This is a genomic window from Crystallibacter degradans (genome assembly GCF_012952295.1).
Classification (GTDB): domain Bacteria; phylum Actinomycetota; class Actinomycetes; order Actinomycetales; family Micrococcaceae; genus Crystallibacter; species Crystallibacter degradans.
Window position 1 is genome coordinate 1 of record NZ_JABBCH010000011.1, and the last position, 16,508, is coordinate 16,508.

General features: G+C 62.8%; 12 protein-coding genes and 1 pseudogene. 5 read left to right on the forward strand and 8 right to left on the reverse strand.

Annotated features, from left to right (window positions below):
• A partial coding sequence (locus tag HGO92_RS15970) for a multicopper oxidase domain-containing protein (protein ID WP_169996567.1) occupies positions 1–544 on the forward strand: 544 nt, incomplete at its 5' end.
• A gap of 391 nt (positions 545–935) precedes the next feature.
• Here the strand turns inward: HGO92_RS15970 and HGO92_RS15975 are convergent.
• Positions 936–1,397, reverse strand: coding sequence for a rhodanese-like domain-containing protein (locus tag HGO92_RS15975; protein WP_205834576.1), 462 nt, complete (start codon positions 1,395–1,397; stop codon positions 936–938).
• A gap of 486 nt (positions 1,398–1,883) precedes the next feature.
• Here HGO92_RS15975 and HGO92_RS24750 point away from each other — a divergent pair, with 486 nt between their 5' ends.
• Positions 1,884–2,123 (forward strand): winged helix-turn-helix domain-containing protein, encoded by a 240-nt coding sequence (locus HGO92_RS24750; RefSeq protein WP_169996569.1) that lies wholly within the window; start codon positions 1,884–1,886, stop codon positions 2,121–2,123.
• A gap of 1 nt (position 2,124) precedes the next feature.
• On the forward strand, positions 2,125–3,084 hold the full coding sequence (locus HGO92_RS15985; protein ID WP_169996570.1) for an ABC transporter substrate-binding protein: 960 nt from the start codon (positions 2,125–2,127) through the stop codon (positions 3,082–3,084).
• A gap of 649 nt (positions 3,085–3,733) precedes the next feature.
• On the opposite strand, the gene HGO92_RS15990 is transcribed toward HGO92_RS15985, so the two are convergent.
• Positions 3,734–4,231, reverse strand: coding sequence for a hypothetical protein (locus HGO92_RS15990; protein WP_169996572.1), 498 nt, complete (start codon positions 4,229–4,231; stop codon positions 3,734–3,736).
• Between the two features lie 1,004 nt (positions 4,232–5,235).
• Here HGO92_RS15990 and HGO92_RS15995 point away from each other — a divergent pair.
• Complete coding sequence (locus HGO92_RS15995; RefSeq protein ID WP_169996574.1) at positions 5,236–6,420, forward strand: TerC family protein; 1,185 nt, start codon at positions 5,236–5,238, stop codon at positions 6,418–6,420.
• A gap of 550 nt (positions 6,421–6,970) precedes the next feature.
• On the opposite strand, the gene HGO92_RS16000 is transcribed toward HGO92_RS15995, so the two are convergent.
• From HGO92_RS16000 to HGO92_RS16015, 4 genes and pseudogenes are all read right to left on the reverse strand, one after another.
• A complete protein-coding gene (locus tag HGO92_RS16000) occupies positions 6,971–7,438 on the reverse strand; it encodes an ATP/GTP-binding protein (protein ID WP_169996575.1) in 468 nt (155 codons plus the stop codon).
• A 283-nt stretch (positions 7,439–7,721) separates the two neighbouring features.
• Positions 7,722–7,943: pseudogene (locus HGO92_RS16005) on the reverse strand (hypothetical protein); the annotation flags it as partial.
• A 7-nt stretch (positions 7,944–7,950) separates the two neighbouring features.
• Positions 7,951–9,333, reverse strand: a complete 1,383-nt coding sequence (locus HGO92_RS16010; protein WP_169996577.1) for an aspartate aminotransferase family protein — start codon at positions 9,331–9,333, stop codon at positions 7,951–7,953.
• A 27-nt stretch (positions 9,334–9,360) separates the two neighbouring features.
• Complete coding sequence (locus HGO92_RS16015; protein WP_346768986.1) at positions 9,361–10,653, reverse strand: aspartate kinase; 1,293 nt, start codon at positions 10,651–10,653, stop codon at positions 9,361–9,363.
• 400 nt (positions 10,654–11,053) lie between these two features.
• Here HGO92_RS16015 and HGO92_RS16020 point away from each other — a divergent pair, with 400 nt between their 5' ends.
• The gene (locus HGO92_RS16020; RefSeq protein ID WP_169996579.1) at positions 11,054–11,737 is read left to right on the forward strand and encodes an AfsR/SARP family transcriptional regulator; all 684 of its coding nucleotides are present in this window, start codon (positions 11,054–11,056) and stop codon (positions 11,735–11,737) included.
• 90 nt (positions 11,738–11,827) lie between these two features.
• Here HGO92_RS16020 and HGO92_RS16025 read toward each other — a convergent pair whose 3' ends face one another.
• Together HGO92_RS16025 and HGO92_RS16030 are read right to left on the reverse strand one after the other, a co-directional pair.
• Positions 11,828–12,004 (reverse strand): hypothetical protein, encoded by a 177-nt coding sequence (locus tag HGO92_RS16025; protein WP_169996580.1) that lies wholly within the window; start codon positions 12,002–12,004, stop codon positions 11,828–11,830.
• A gap of 156 nt (positions 12,005–12,160) precedes the next feature.
• Complete coding sequence (locus HGO92_RS16030; protein WP_346768987.1) at positions 12,161–16,366, reverse strand: Pls/PosA family non-ribosomal peptide synthetase; 4,206 nt, start codon at positions 16,364–16,366, stop codon at positions 12,161–12,163.
• Positions 16,367–16,508: the final 142 nt, after the last annotated feature.

Below are 16,508 nucleotides of genomic sequence, written 5' to 3' on the forward strand. Positions count from 1 at the left end.
CGTGCGCGACGGCTACACGCCCGTCCTGGCACTGCCGGAAGGCAAGGAAGGCAACGCCTACGGTTTGATCAGCACCGGAATCGGAACACCTCCCCCGGCAGGGCGGATGCCCAAGACGCTGGACGGAACCGTCACGGATGGCAGCCGCCTGAAAGCAGACGAATCAGTCCTGTTCGCGCCCAAGCCGCCGGACCGGGTCCACGAGATGCGGCTGACCGGGTCCATGGAGAAATACGACTGGGGCATCAACGGCCGCCGCTTCGACATGGCCAAACCGCTCGACGGCGCCTTCGACCTCCGGCTGAACGAACGCGTACAGGTCAAAATCGTCAACGACACCGACATGTGGCACCCCATGCACCTGCACGGACACACCTTCCAGCTTGCCGACAACGGTGCCCGCAAAGACACCGTCATCGTCAAACCCAAGCAGACCGTGGTCTTCGAATTTGATGCCGACAACCCCGGCCAATGGCTCACGCACTGCCACAACGCCTACCACGCCGAACGCGGCATGATGGGCGTCTTCTCCTACCTCAAGTAACCGACCGGGCCGCCGGCGATGCATCTGCCCGCCCGGCGGCCCGCACACCCAGCCAGCCTTCCTTGCCAGCAGAACAATTTTCGTGTGTGATGTGGCCGGGTCCAAGGCGCCTGCCGGACCTGTCTGCGTGGTAATTAAACTGGTTCCGTGCAGGCAGTAGAGCCGGATCAGGGGATGCCGGCCTGACAGAGAACTGCCTGTTCCCGGCGTCGCCCGTGCGGTGCCATTGGATCAGGTGGCGCGCGCCGTCGGGCAGGCCGAAGACTATGGAGAGGATGAGAGCGGCGACAGCCATCACCCGTCACTCCTTGGCGGTCGTTGCAACGCGCGGGGGACGCGTTGGGTCGAATACACCGTTATTGGCGGTCACGCGTTGGCCCTCGTGGTGAGCTTATTCCGGTGGATTGGACAGCAGGGGGCGACCGGAAGCGGCCCAGGCATCCATACCGCCGTCAAGTTCTACGATGTTGGTGTAGCCGAGTGCGATGAGGGCGCGCACGGCAGTGCTGCTCATGCTACCGCTACGGCAGTAAACAGCCAGCGGTGTCTGCACATCGGCGGGGAGCTTCGCGGCTTTGTCCCCAATCTGGTCATACGGAATCATTTGGTCGGTGCCTGCGATCTGCCCAGCGAACGGAACATGGACGTTGATGGTGACCCGTTCCGGTTCCGCCATCGCTGAAGCGAAAGCATCAGGATCCAACAGACGTCCAGCCGGGATCGACGCGGACGGTGCCGCGCCGGACTGGGCGGGGCCGGCGGCGCTGCCAGTGCCGGCTGCGCCGCAACCGGAAAGCAGCAGCGCCGACGCTACCATCGCGACGAACGTCGAAGTCACTTGCTGAGGTGCCATTTCTGCATAGTACCTGCCCCGGAATCGGTAGCCATAGATCATCGACGTAAATTGGCTCCCGCCAAGCGGGGGGGCGGCCTGACTGGTCATTTGCCGCGGTGGTTCCCTTCCGGTGATTATTCACGGCCCGACTGCTTGCAGGTGTTGAATTGTCCCCGGCGCCATAGCTGATGTCCGTCTCAACGAGCCCGCTGTGACCCCCAACATCCATTTTCCGCGAACGCCCAGTTGCCGCACCTGGTGAAACCAAACTCCGCCCGGGTACGTTGAACCTCTTGGCCGCGCAGGCGGCGTACCGGCTCAGCCTGAGCCGGTACGCTCAGTCACGCTATACCGGCACGGAAGGAGGAAGACCATGACAAACCACTCACGCGGCCCTGTCATGGTCTTCCTCCGCAGCGCCGGCCTGTTGGCGGGGATGCTGGCCGTCATCGCCGGGATCCTGGGCATGCACGTCATGACCGGAAATCACGACAGGCTATCGAAGTGTTGGGCAATCGCGTCCGGGTCCAGATACTGCGCTATCTCGCGGAGGCAGGCCCCTCACTACGTGCAGCGATCGAGCATGCCACTGAACTTTCTGCTCCTACTCTCGGATATCACCTGAGCGCGTTGGAGGACCTCGGGGCGATCAGCGGCAACATTCCTATCGGAGAGAAGCGGGGTCGACCCGCGCCGTTGCACGGAACTCATCATCCGTGCCAGGAATTATCGAAAGGAACATGACATGCGAGCAGTCCCCGAACGTTGGGTCGCCGTGACGGCGGGCACCCTATCCGTCTTGGCACTTACGGCCTGTGGTGCAACATCGAATCCCCTCGACAACGGTGGAACCTCCGGTCCTGAAAACGGGTCTTTAGTCGTGGGCTCCGCGAATTTTCCCGAAAACGAGACGTTGGCGGAAATTTACGCAGGCGCGCTAAACGCGGCCGGCATTCCGGCGACTACCAGGCTGTCCATTGGATCCCGAGAGGTTTACGTTCGGGCGCTGCAGGACGGCTCCATCGATCTGGTTCCCGATTACAGCGGCAACCTGCTGCGTTACGCGGATTCTGACGCCACGGCCGTCAGCGCCGAAGACGTCATGCAGGCCCTGTCCGCCGAGCTGTCTGCTGGCCTGGCCGTGCTGGAACCGGCAGCGGCGGAGAACAAGAACTCCATCGTCGTCACGCAAGCCACGGCAGAAGAGTACGGTTTGAAGAGCCTTACCGATCTCGGCAAGGTCTGCGACCGTATTGCCTTGGGCATGCCGCCCGAAGCTGAGGAGCGGCCGCAGGGACTTCCCGGACTCAAGGCAGCCTACGGATGCGTACCCCAGGAATTCGTGCCGATCAATGACTCCGGCGGACCTGTCACCGTGAACGCGCTGTTGGAAGACAAGATCCAGGCAGCCAACGTTTTCAGCACTTCCCCGCTGATTGCCACGCACAACCTGATCACATTGGAAGACCCGAAGGACAATTTTGCCGCCCAGCAGGTGGTGCCCCTGGTCCGGGAAGACCGCGTTGATGCCGAAGCAGTCGAGGTGCTCAATGAGGTCTCCCGTGAACTGACCACCGAAGACCTCATCGAGCTCAACGAGGAAGTTTCCGGAGACGCAAAGCGCAGCGCCCGTGACGCTGCCGCATCATGGCTCGAAGACAACGGATTCACCGCCGGGGGAACCGTATCGCAGTCGCAGGGTTGATGCCAGGGCAGTTTTCCTTCGCAGGCGGCGCCCACCATAAACCATTCTTCCTTGCGGTACTTGATATTTTCGAAGGCCGTCTGGAAGGCTTCGCTGTAACTGGGGAACCGTGCCACCTGGTCATGCAGGGTGGTAGTCGGCACCTTTGCCCGGATTGCAAGAGATGCCTGGTGGACCCACTCCCCCGGCCAGCGGCGCCACGCCCCAGGCCCCGGTACGATTCAGCGTGTCGATGAGCAGGCCCACTTGCCCCCGCGGGTCGCGTTCATAGGTCCACGGCCGGGCAGTCGCTCCAGCCAGATCCAAATCGGCGAAGCGGGTGTTAATGCCCTGTTGGTCGGCCTGTGCCTGGGTAAGCCCGGCTGCAGCAATTTCAGGATCGCGAAAACCACCTAAACGGCGAATCCCCGTTACTCAGTGCTTCACGATACCCAGTGGAGAGCATATCGCTTTCGTTGAGGCCTGATTCCTCGGGAAAGGTGGGCCACCCGGGTCAAGTGGCGTGGTGTAACGCGGCAACGGCACTACACCACGCGAATGGACCTGGCCTGAGAACCCGTCTCCGCCGCCGCTCGCCGTCTTCGATTAGCACAACTTCGCGGATAGTGCAGAGGCAGCCGGGGCCTGCCAATGCTCCAGGATGTAACGGCTATGCGCTGCCCGCCCCGCCGCGGGCGTCAGCGGCCCGGCCGGCGTTACGTTTCCTGCTGCCCGAAAACCAGTTACTGGCACCGGGCAGCACGCTGATGACCAGGGCGGCGGCGGCCAGCACCAGTTGTACGCCCAGCAGCAGGCGCAGATAGTCTTCCCCGCCGCCCGGGGCAACGAGGACTGCGTCCGCGAGCACGGCCGCACCGCCATGGGATAACAGGACGCCCAACTGCACCCAGCGCACCCACCCCCGTTGACGCATCATCGGCCGCAGCAACAGCGCCTCGATCACGATGATAAGCACCAGGACGCCCAGACTGCCCCAATGCGCCAGGGCCGCCACGGCGTCCAGGGTCTGCGAATCCTGGTCCGGACCAAGTTCGGCGGCAAGTGCCCGAAGCCACTCCAACCGGGCATCCCGAGACAGGTACGCGAACACGATGGCAACGAATCCGGCCAGGAAACTGAGAAGCCACAGGGTACGTGTTGCCTTCACCTGCCGCGGGGGCCCGGACTGTACGGGCGGCGGAGGCACTTCCGACGGTCCGGGTCTCGGAGGCCCAGACGGTCCTGTCTGCGTCCACGCCGCAGGCTCCACCCCGCCTACCTGGCCGGCGGAACCGGGCCTTCCCTGCTCTTCAGACATTCCCGTAATCTAACTCACCCCTCCCTGCAGTGTCGAACCAGGGCGAACCAGAGCCAGAGCATAAAGGGTCCAAAACCGGAGAACATCGTCGAGGACGAAGACGGCAGAGAAGACGGCAGACAGGACTACCCATCGTGTCCCCACCGGGGATCTGGACCTGGACCAGTGGCTCACGCATCGCATCGCCGCCTCGGCCCACCTGACCGGGCGCTTCGTCGATATTACCGCCGCGGAAACATCCTCGCGCTCCACCGCGGTTCAAGGCCCGGGCACTGGCCTACAACCTCAAGGAATTTCGACGTAGCAGCGCTGAAAAGCGCAGAGAGGCGACTACTGACCCAGAATTCACCTAGTCGCGACCGATCATGGGGTCCGGGCTCGAACAGCAACGAACTGATGGCACCGGTGCTTACTGCAGCTAGATCAGGAGTTCCCTTCAGGCCAGAACGAGAAGCGATGATCCCTCAGTTCTGCAATTCGGCCCTCTGAACTCCCCGACTCCACAAGCATAGGCACCTCCGCTCTGGGACGCCGGTTGTGGGGCGGTGGCCGCGGTACAGCCTTTACTGCCCCTTTGTAGGTGTTTCTGCGCTAAAAGCGACAGCTGGACGCGGGAGCTACGTTGTCCGGCAATTCTCTCCACCGCGGGTTTGGCAGCTTCCGGTGTGGTACCGGGAGTATTCGTCTCCGACTGCAAGCCCGGTAGAGTGAAAATGCGTAAGGGAGTATTCCGAAGCGCTGCACACGTCAACACGTCAGGCACCGATGCCTTGCCGGGTGCAGCGGCCAGCCGGACGGCGGGCGGAGAGACTTGCCCGCCTCAGTGCTACCCACCTTACGAAAGCAGGCATACATTGACTGTTTCTCCCCTGATCTGGGGCATCACGATAGTGGTCATACTGGCCCTGCTGGCCTTTGACTACTTCTTCCACATCCGCAAAGCGCACGTTCCGCAGCTGAAGGAAGCGGCCATCTGGTCCGCCATCTATGTGGGCATCGCCATTGTCTTCGGTATTCTCGTACTGATCTACGGCGGGCCGACCATGGGCTCGGAGTATTTCGCCGGGTACATCACGGAGAAGGCGCTCTCGGTGGACAACCTGTTTGTCTTCCTGATCATTATCGCCAGCTTCCGGGTCCCGCGCGAGGACCAGCAGAAGGTGCTGCTGTTCGGCATCGTGTTCTCGCTGATCGCCCGCACCGGCTTCATTTTCCTCGGTGCCGCGCTGATCAACTCCTTTGCCTGGGTTTTCTACGCCTTCGGCCTGATCCTGCTGATCACCGCCGGCAACATGCTCAAACCTGACCACGGCAGCGGCGAAGCAGACAACTTCATGATCCGGCTGGCCCGCAAGTTCTTCCACACTTCCGAGCATTACGACGGCGACAAGCTGTTCACCATTCAGGACGGCAAGAAAGTCCTGACCCCGATGCTGCTGGTCATGGTGGCCATCGGCGGTACGGACATCCTGTTCGCGCTGGACTCGATTCCGGCCATCTTCGGCCTGACGCAGAACGTCTACATCGTCTTCACCGCCACCGCGTTCTCGCTGATGGGCCTGCGCCAGCTGTACTTCCTGATCGACGGCCTGCTGGACCGGCTGATCTACCTCTCCTACGGCCTGGCCGCGATCCTCGCCTTCATCGGGGCCAAGCTCATCCTGCACGCCCTGCACGAAAACAACCTGCCGTTCGTCAACGGCGGCGAACCGGTTCCGGTCTTCGAAATCACCACCGGCCTGTCCCTGACCGTCATCATCGGCGTGCTCGTCGTGACCATCGTGGCGTCGCTGCTGAGCAAGGCCGGCAAAGCGCAGACCGCGATCAACAACGCCCGCCGCCACGCTGTCAGTTACCTGGACCTCGGATACACCGCCGACCCCGCCGAGCGCGAGCGTATCTACAACGCGCTGCGCGAGGAAGAGCGGCAGATCGAACACATGGAGCCGAAATACCGCAACAAGGCCAAGGACGTGGACACGATCCGCGCCCAGGTCGCCGAAGCCCACCGCCAGCACGAGCAGTACCTGGCCCGCTAGCCGCTTCCACCCGGGACGAATCCGAACCCCGGCGAGAGATCCAAGAACCTTGGCTACAGCAGCCCCGTGGGTGGCGGGGCAGGGGCCCGGTTCCTGCCAGGGCACCATGGGTTGCCCCCGGGTCCTTGGTAACGCGGTGCACCGCCGGTAGGAAAGGAAAGACTTGCCGCAGACTGTGCGGGAACTGAGCGAAATCATGGCGCAGGGCAGGCAGCCCGGCAGTTCATGATGTCCAACAATTTCGCCTTCGACGAGACGGCGACGATAACCGGACAACGTCGCATGTGCCGGCCACGGCCAGGAGTACCAGCGGGCTTAGGACAGCGCACAAGCAGGACGAGGCCCGACACCGTCCATTACGCATCGTCTCTGGCTTTCCAGTCGTCCAACGGTCACGTCGTAGGGTAATGACGCCCAAATGCATGCCAGCGAATCCGGTGACATAGATCGCCCTGCCCTGCGGCCGGAATGCACTGTCCAATGCCGATGGCAGACGCCATGCTATATACCTGTTCCAACCCGCAGCAACACAACGGAAGCTAGGTGGAGGTCAAGCCGCAGAGCTTGATGAAGTGCCTGCTGGAACCGGTGGCGGTACGGATTCCCGACGCACACGCGACCTTCCGCCTGCGGCCACGATTGCAGTAACGACCATCAGCGTGAAAGCTGCCGCTCCCGCAACTAACACAAACAGCCCGGCGCCAGGAACGTCGAGACTCCGGCCGGAGACGATGGCACTATCGAGGGCATCCAGCAGCAACCACCCGGAGATAAGCGTCGCGACGGTCCACGCCGATCCAGCTCCCGCACAAATCCACAGCAGCTTCCGCCCGCCTGTCCCGTTATACGTCAGTCCGGTGAACAGTACCGCGATTCCCGCCACCGAGAGCATCTGAGGTCCCATCATGAACTGACCCGCCAAAACCCCGGCAAGCGCGCATAGCGTGCCGACCAAAATCAACCGGCGGAACAGCAACGGCATACGTTCTGCCACCGCAGGGGCATCATGCTGTGACATGCGGTCCTCATTTCCGGCCCCCGGGTTTCCCCCGGACCGCTTTTGATCCTTCTTAGGCGAGAGACGCCTTCACCCCGTCAAGCTGTCGGCGTGGACTGTGGGCCGACATACATGTCCCGCGCACCCGTTTCCATATGCCGAACGACGGCATCTTGGATTCAAAGAAGGACCGGTGGTTCGAACCAACGCAGTAATGGTTCAAACCACCGGTCTTTCCCACGCACCTCTTTAGAGGTTTTCCCACCATAGACGTTCTCTCTGTGAGTTTCCCGTGGCCGGGGGACTATCCCGTTAACGGTCTACCCGGCGGTTTCCATTCGTAGCTTTCAGCGGTCGGGAACCGGTCGCTGAAGGTGATGGCGAACGCGTTCAAAGCAGGCTTCCAGCGCCTGTCCATCGGGTTCTGCCGGTACCGGCCGGGGCGAGGGACCGGGTGACCAGACAGGCACTTTAGCGCGGCCAGTTCGGTGGGAATATGCCCGCACGCTTTCACTGCCCCCCGATACGGGCGCTTATTCTGCCTCCTGTGTCCGGGGCATCAGCGCTTGGATCGCATTGACCAGGATCCGGCAGGCAGACTCGGTCACGTCGGCTGTCACGTTCAGCGGCGGCAGCATGCGGACTACGCAGCCGTTCCTGCCGCCGGTTTCGAGGATCAGTCCGAGGCGAAGCACCTGTTCCTGGACGGAGACCGCGAGGTCGCCTGCAGGGCTGCCCGTTTCCGGGTCCTGCAGCTCGATGCCCCACATCAGTCCCCGGCCGCGGATCTCGCGTACCCACGGCAGCGACTCCAGCGGTGCAAGCAGGCCGGCTACCTGTTCCCCGCGTTCGCGGACGTTATCCAGCACTCCGTCCCGCTGGACGATGCGGACGGCTTCTGCTCCGGTGGCGAATGCCAACTGGTTGCCGCGGAAGGTCCCTGTGTGGGCTGCGGGTGCCCAGGTATCAAGCGAAGCGTCGTACATGATCAGGGCAACCGGCGTGCCGATGCCGCTCAACGCTTTCGAAGCGACGATGACGTCCGGTTCGATCCCGTACTGCTCGAACGCGAACCAAGTCCCGGTCCTGCCGCAGCCGGTCTGTACCTCGTCGACGATGAGCGGGATCTCCAGCTGCCGCGTCAGTTGCCGCAGCCGCTGGACGAACTCGAGCCGCGCCGGGATCACTCCGCCTTCGCCCTGCACCATTTCAACGATGACCGCAGCCGGAAGCGGGATGCCGCCGTTGCCATCATGGAGGGAGTTCTCCAGGTAGCCGATGCAGTTGATCGCACAGGTCTCGGGGCGGAGGTTCACCGGGCACCGCGAGCAGTAGGAGTAGGGGAAGAAGTGCACTCCGGGCATGCCGTTGGCTACCGGCCGCTTTTGCTCGACAAGGCCGGTCAGGGCCATGGCAGCGGCGCTGCTGCCGTGGAAACCGCCCTGGAAGGAGATGATCTCGGAGCGTCCGGTCGCTGTCTTGCACAGTTTGACCGCTGCGTCGACAGCATTGGCCCCGGTTGGTCCGCAGAAGTGCATCTTCATGCGGTCACGCATGCCCAGCGGAAGCATGGACAGCTGTGCTTCGATAAAGGCGTCCTTGACCGGCGTCGGAAAATCCAGTCCGTGGGCCAGCGTGCCCAGTTGCCTTCTGGCGATCTCGACGAGCTCCGGGTGGTTGTGACCGAGCGAGAGGACGCCGGCACCGGCAAGGAAATCGATGAAGACATTCCCGTCGAGATCACGGACAAATGATCCTGCGGCGTCGGCGATCGCGATCGGCAGGTGCCGGGGATAGGCGCGCGCATTCGACTCGCGCTTTTCCTGGCGCGAGAGCAGTTCGGCCGATTTCGGCCCGGGCAACGGGCCCGAGACATGCGGGCGGGTGAAATTCACAGGTTCCATTTGCAAAGTCATGATTGCTCCGATCGCAGGGCCAGGGTTTTACTGGGCAAGATGAACGACGGCAGGAGGTGCAAGGACAGGGACGGTAACCGGTGCGGTACCGGGCTCCCAGCCGAACATCCGGCGGACGGCCAGGACGGCAGCGTCGAGCAGGTCGGCGCGGGTCAGCACGCTCAAGGTGAAGTCCGAGGCGGATATGAGGTTGATGGGTATATCTGCATTCGTGAGCGCCCTGAAGAAGCGGTAGGACACCTCAGGGTCGAGACGCATACCGGCGCCGGTGAGGGAAAGCTTGCCCATGTGCTCATCACAGTGCAGGGTGCTGAAGCCGATCGTCTGCCGCGCTGCCTGGAGGGCCTGGCAGGCGGCCGCCGCCTCCGTCGCCGGAAGTGCCAGGACCATGTCCTTGTAGCCAGCCACGGCAGAGACGCTCTGGCCCACCATGTCGGCAGCGGAACCAACGGTGGACAGGGCAGCGAAGACTTGGGCGGCCTTGCCCGGAACGTCCGGAACCGACTCGACCCGGATACTGGCCGTGCTGTTTTCATAGCCGACGGCGGAAATCACCGGGCGCTCGGTGAAGGCCCCCGGTCCCGAGCCGACGCGGCCCCCGTCCGGGACCACCAGCGTTCCGTTCAAGTGGGTAAAGGACGAGCGGACGTGCAGGAGGACGCCGAAACGGCGGGCATACTCCACGCATCGTGCTTGGAGTACCTTGGCGCCGCAAGCGGCGAGTTCCAGCATTTCGGCGCTGGTAATAGCCTCCAGCTTCCGGGCGGCCGGCACCACGCGGGGGTCGGCGCTGTAGACGCCGTCGACGTCCGTGTAGATTTCGCATATACCGGCACCCAAGGCGGCGGCAAGAGCGATGGCGGTAATGTCGGAACCGCCGCGGCCCAAGGTTGTGATTTCCTTCGACCCCACACCCGTCCCCTGGAAGCCTGCCACGATGGGAATTTCGCCGCCGGCCAGGACGGTGCGCAGCTCCCGCGGATCCACGTCGACAATATGCGCCTTGCCGTGAACGTCGTCGGTCTTGAGGCCGGCACGGTGACCGGTGAACAGCTGCGACGGAACGTCCAGGTTGGCCAAGGCCATACCCAGCAAAGCGATGGAGATGCATTCGCCGGTGGTAAGCAGGAAATCGAGATCGCGTGGGGCCGGTGACGGTGAGACTGTGGCCGCGAGGTCCAGCAGGTCGTCTGTTGTGTCTCCCATGGCCGACAGCACCACCACAACGTTGTGCCCGGCTGCCCGGGTTTCCAGGATGCGCTGTGCGGCGCGCTTAATGCCGTCCGCATCGGCGATAGATGAACCTCCGAATTTCTGCACGACGAGGTCCGATGAATCAAGGGGTCTTGAAGCCCTGAGTGGGCTGATTTGCCGTCGCGGTGTTGAGGTGAGACCCAGCATCCCCCCACCGTGGGCCGATTGACGGTCCATGATGCCTCCCTTGCTGACAGCAACAGTTGACTGCAACTGCTGTTATCCGTTTGTTACTGCCTCGTCACGAAATCGGATAAGTGCCAAAAAACCTTGGATTTTTCTTGGACCTTGGGCTTTCCTGAATTCGCTTGCACCATTCATTGACAGGGAATCGCGCTTTGGCGATGCTGAAGGTTCCAAGCGGTGGGGCCCGCGAGGGGAGCCGCGGCCGGACGGTCCGGCTGGCTCTTTGTGGAGTGGGACTGTGGGGGTCACTACAGCTATGGCTACCGATCGAATTTGGAAATTGCAGCTGTTGGGCGGATGGCAGCTGCACCGCGGAGACCAACCGGTCACAGTTGCCCTGCGCCAGCAGCGCCTTATCGCCGCTCTGGCGTTGTACGGCAGGCAACCCCGGACGTTTCTGGCCGGTTTGCTATGGCCGGACCGCCCCGAACATCAGGCATTCGGCAATCTGCGGGAGAGTGTCTTCGTGGTGAACCGGAATCTGCCGAAGCTCCTGGTACCAACGCTGCATTCTTTGGATCTGGCTGAGCGGGCCCGGATTGACGTCCGGGACATCAGGGCGCAGGCATCCCGCGTGGAAGAGCAGACCGGTCCGGACCTCCCGCAGAGCATGCTCGATTCCGTCCTGGAGGCTGAACTGCTACCTGGCTGGTATGAAGACTGGGTCATTGCGGAACAGGAGCGTTGGCAGCGTTGGCGGCTCTCCGTGCTCGAACGGCTGGCCAGGCAATTCCTGCTGCAGGGAAAGATCGAACCGGCGGTGGAAGCGGCTCGCGCCGCCACGACCATTGACCCACTTCGCGAAAGCGCGCAACGGCTGTTACTCCAGGGTTACCTGGCCGAGGGAAACCAGGCGGAAGCACTGCGCGCCTACCAGTCTTTTCGGATCAAGCTCCGCCAGGAGTTCGGGGTCGACCCCTCGCCCACCACTGCTGACTTGGTTAGTTCGCTCCTGATGGACTGATCGGACGGGGAACAGCATTTCGGCCACAGCAGCGGACACGGATAGTTCCGCATCAAGCTTCGCCGGTCAGGGAGCCAGTGTAGAGGACCATCAATGCGGGTAGGCCCGCCCCAAGGCCGTGGCCCGCCGCTGGCGGTCAGCGCCAATGCCATCGGTCCATAAACGCTCCAAGGACGCGTCCCCCCAGTCTATGTCACCGGCTCCCTCGAGGGCAGGACGGATACGGCGCACCAGCAGATTGACCACATCGCGTGCGGGAAGCAGCATCCCGGAAAAGGGTCGATGAGTTCATCTGCCGGCCCTTGCCGCCCGGCTTGCCAAAAACAGTCCGAAAAGGCGGGCCAGCCACGTCATTACCGCGATCGATCACTTGCATCGCACGTTGGATAGTGTGCGGCCGGGCTTCTCGATCGTCCGGCGCGATTAGGCGGGAATGCCCTCGTGCTTGCCCGGGTTTGTTCTATGGTCTCGCGTCGGCCTCCCCAGTCCCATCCGGCGGATGGCGCGGTGACGGGGGATGCGCGGAAGTGTGACCGGGGACGGCAGGTACACGCTGCTGTCCCTTATCTCGCGTGCCGGATTGGCGCCGTACACGGCGTTTTCCGGGACTTCTCCGCCCTTCATCAGGAAGGAATCGGCCAGCAACGTCGACCCGTTCCGCATGGTGACTGCGTAGTTGACGAAGGACGCGACGCCCAGTGAGCAGCGGTCACGGAGGGTGATGTAGTCGGATTTGAAGGTGCCGTCTTCCATCGAGTGGCTTTGGATGGCAGTGCCTTCATTGAGCGCGCAGTCGTCGCCGATCGAGACCAGAGTCTTTTCCGGAATGTCGCAGCCGGCATCGTAAAGCCGCTTCCCGACCCTCACGCCGAGCAGTCTCCAGATCATGGACTTGAAGGGCGTGCCGCTGAACGGGGCCACGGCCAGGAGTTTCCACAGCCGTTCGTGGTGCCAAAAGTAGGGGTCGTAGATGGAACAGTATTGCGGCTTCAGCCGGCCGAAGCCCAGCACGGAGCGCTCGGCCACCACACTGATCAGGATGCCCACGACCAGGAACGCAAGGGTCGCGACGCCCACGGCCAGCGCACCGAAGTCATCGTAGAAGGTTACGGCGATGGCCGCGAGCAGTGTCGCCTCGAAGAACAGGAACCACCGCACGAACAGGAACAGCCCCATGGTCACAATATTGTGCTTGTTCTTGGCCTTAATGAGCGGCTTTCTGATTTCTTCGTTCTTGAGTTCATCGAATTCCTTGTCCCGGTCGACAATCCTGGGTATTTCAAACGGCGGGGATCCGAGCAGGCCCACACCTTCCCGGATGGGCCCGTCGATCGGGACCATGACCTTGGTCGCGAGCAGGCAGTTATCTCCGGTACGCGCCGCGAGAGGGAAGGTGATGTCATTACCGAGAAAATTGCGTTCGCCGATGGTGACGCGCGAGACGCGGAAGGACGAGCTGGAAAAATCCGCGTTCATGATGTTCAACCCGTCCGAGACCATCGTGCCGGAACCGACGGAGCTCAGGTAGGGCGTTTCATGTGCGACTTCGGGGCCGAAATTCGACCCGGTTTGCTCGACTTTGCCCAGGTCGTATCCCAGTGCCTGCAGGAAATACACAATGTATGAGCTGTCGCCGAAGATGTCCCTATACAGCTTGACGTTCGTCATGCCGGCGATCATCCGCTGGATCGTGAAATGCACGCCGTAGAGCGGGTAGACAGTATCCGGTTTCAGCGCCAGGTTCAGGAGCCTGGGGACGGTGAACGCAATGACGAGGCCGGTGAGAAGTCCGGTGGCGAACAGCACCACGGTGGAGGCCAGCACGTCGAGGTAGAAGCGCGGATTGTCCAGCTGCAGGTGTTGGCTCTCCAGGTAGTCCGGGAGCAGCATGGCCAGGCCGATGAGGCCGGCAGGGACGACCAGGACGAAGCGGTTGAACAGCTGCAGCAGACTGTAGATGACCCTCCGGCGGGTGGTGCAGCTCGCGGGTTCGACCGTCCGGTAGTTGGCGTTCGTGGGGACGGCCGGGGATCCGTGCCAGGTCTGCCCGTCCGGGACTGATTGTGAACTTTGCAGTGAAGAGGCATGCCCGAGCTGGGTGTTGTCGCCCATCGAGGATCCGATGTCCAGGGTGGTCTTCTCGGAAATGAGGACGTTTCGTCCCAGTGTCACCGGGCCGGTCTCGATGGCACCGGAGCGGGCCCGGTAGCCGAGGAAGAACGAGTTCTTGTGGATGACGGTGTCTGCTCCGATGGTGATCAGGTCGGTACACACCGGCACGGTGCGGGAGAAGATCACCACGTTCTTCCCGATCTTCGCCCCCAGCGCGCGCAGGTAGAGGATGTAGAGGGGTGAGCCGACGAACATCACGAGGGGGTTGGCCCGGGTCAGTGTTTTGACGGCCCAGAACCGGATGTAGGTCATGCTCCAGAGCGGGATCTCGGCCGGCTTCCAACGGCCGACCAGTATCCACTTCATCATGATGGGGGCGATGGAGAGCGCCACGAACATCACAGCGCCGAAGCCGACGGACCGGACCCACATGTCGATCACGCTGGTGCCTTCGGAAACCCAGGTGAAGCCGAAGACCAGCAGGAACGCGGCGTACGTCGTGTAGCCAAGGAAAATCAGCAGCTGGATGGCACCGCACAGAACGAAGCTGCCCGTACCCGGCAACGGGCCGGCAGGGACCGCTGCGGGCGGCGTCGACGCTGCCGGTTCAAGGTCCGCTGCGGACTGTGCAGCGTCCAGGACCACGGCCAGCTGCCGGACCGTCGGGGATTGGTAGACGTCCTGCATGGCGATCGGCGGCAGCCCGGTGTGCTTCCTGACCCTGGCGCTGAAATGCGCGAGCAGCAGCGAGTTCGCTCCCAGGTCTTCGAAGAAGTTCGCCTCGGCGGACACCCGCTCCAGGCCCAGGACTGCGCCGAGCTGCGTTGCCAGGGCTTCTTCCGTTCCGGCCGCCGGGGCAGTGTAGCTGTCAGGACCGGTGAGGCTGCGCCTGTTCGTCGGGGCGGGCAGCTTCTTGCGGTCCGCCTTGTCACTGGCCATCATCGGGATGGCCTCAAGCCGCTCGAAATACGCCGGCACCATGTAGCCGGGCAGGAGCTTCCGGAGCATCTCGTGGATCTTCTGTTCATCCGGGTCAGCCGTGTCGTGGCGGACGGTGTAGTACGCGACAAGCTCCACGAAGCCCGGCGCCGGCTCATAGGTGCCCACGACCGCCTGGGCCACGCCGGGGGCCTTCAGCAGTACGGACTCGATCTCTGTCAGCTCGATCCGGTAACCGCGGATCTTGACCTGGGTATCGATCCGGCCGAAATACTCAATCTCGCCCTCCGCGTTGATCCGGCCCAGGTCCCCGGTCCGGTAGATACGCGCTGACGGGTTATTCTCGATCCCGAGAAAATCGGGGATGAACGCCTTTTCGGTCAGGTCGTCGCGGTTCACGTAGCCTCGTGCCAGCCCTACGCCGGCCAGGCCGATTTCACCTGTTTCGCCCGGGCCAAGTGCCCGGTTCTCCTCCGGGTCAAGGATGACTGCAGTATAGGTCGGCAGCGGCACTCCCAGCGTGACCGGACGGTCCGGATCAACAACGTTCCATGTTGCGGTGACAGTGGCTTCGGTCGGACCGTAAACGTTGAGGAAGCGAAGACCGGGCCGGTGCCAGCGCACGATCAGATCCCGAGGGCAGGCTTCCCCGGAGACCAGCAGGAACCGCAGATCCGGCAGCTCCTCTTCGATGGTGGCGAGCAAGGTCGGCACGCAGCACAGCGCGGTGATCTGCTTCTGCGTCAGGAACGCTGAAAGTTCGGCCCCGAGCAGGCTCGACCCGCCGGGTTTGGGCACCAGGGTAGCCCCGGCCAGCCATGGAACCCAGATTTCCTCCACAGAGAAGTCGAAGGCCAGGGTCATGCCTTGGTAGACACGGTCCGAGGACCGGATCCCGTAGACGTCCGAGGCCACACGGACGAAGTTGCAGATGCTGGCATGGTCAACGGCCACGCCCTTGGGCCGGCCGGTCGAGCCGGAGGTGTAGATGATGTACGCCAGCTCGGTGGGTGTGCCCCAGTCCGACAAGTCGGTCAGGCGGGAGGATTCGCACCCGGCTATGTGCAGATGCTCGTGGTCGAGGCACATCACGGGAGCTGCGACTTCAGGCAGCAGGTCCTTCAGATGGGTGAGCGAGAGCACCATGGCAGCGTCGGCGTCCTCGACGATGTATTTCAACCGGTCGGAGGGAAACGCCGGATCCATCGGCACATACGCGGCACCGATCTTCAGTACGGCCAGCATGGCCGCATAGGCACGCCACGGCTGGTCGAACAGCAGAGCAATGCGGTCACCGGGGCGTGCTCCCAACACCAGCAAGTGGCGTGCGAGCTGGTTGGCGTGCTCGTCCAAGTGCTTATAGGTCAAACGGACATCCCCGGCATCAACTGCAAGCCGGGTGCCCAATCCCTGTATCCGGAGCTGGTCGCAACGGTCTTCAAAAAGCCGCTCCAACCGTTCACCCGGGCGCCAGCGGATGGAATGGTCAGGTGCATCGGACGTCAGAACGGCGCCCTCCCCCACACCCTCACTCGTGGCGATCCGGCCCTGAAGCTCCACCGGGCGGTTTGCGACCACGTCAGTTCTCGCCTTTTTCCTCATGCTGTCCCTCCCCTGAACACCAAAAGATCTGCTCAAGTCAACCGCGGAGCCCGTTACTGACACATCACGAAGGTGTTATCTCCCGGCCCTTTGGACTGTCATGAACCGCAGTCGCTGG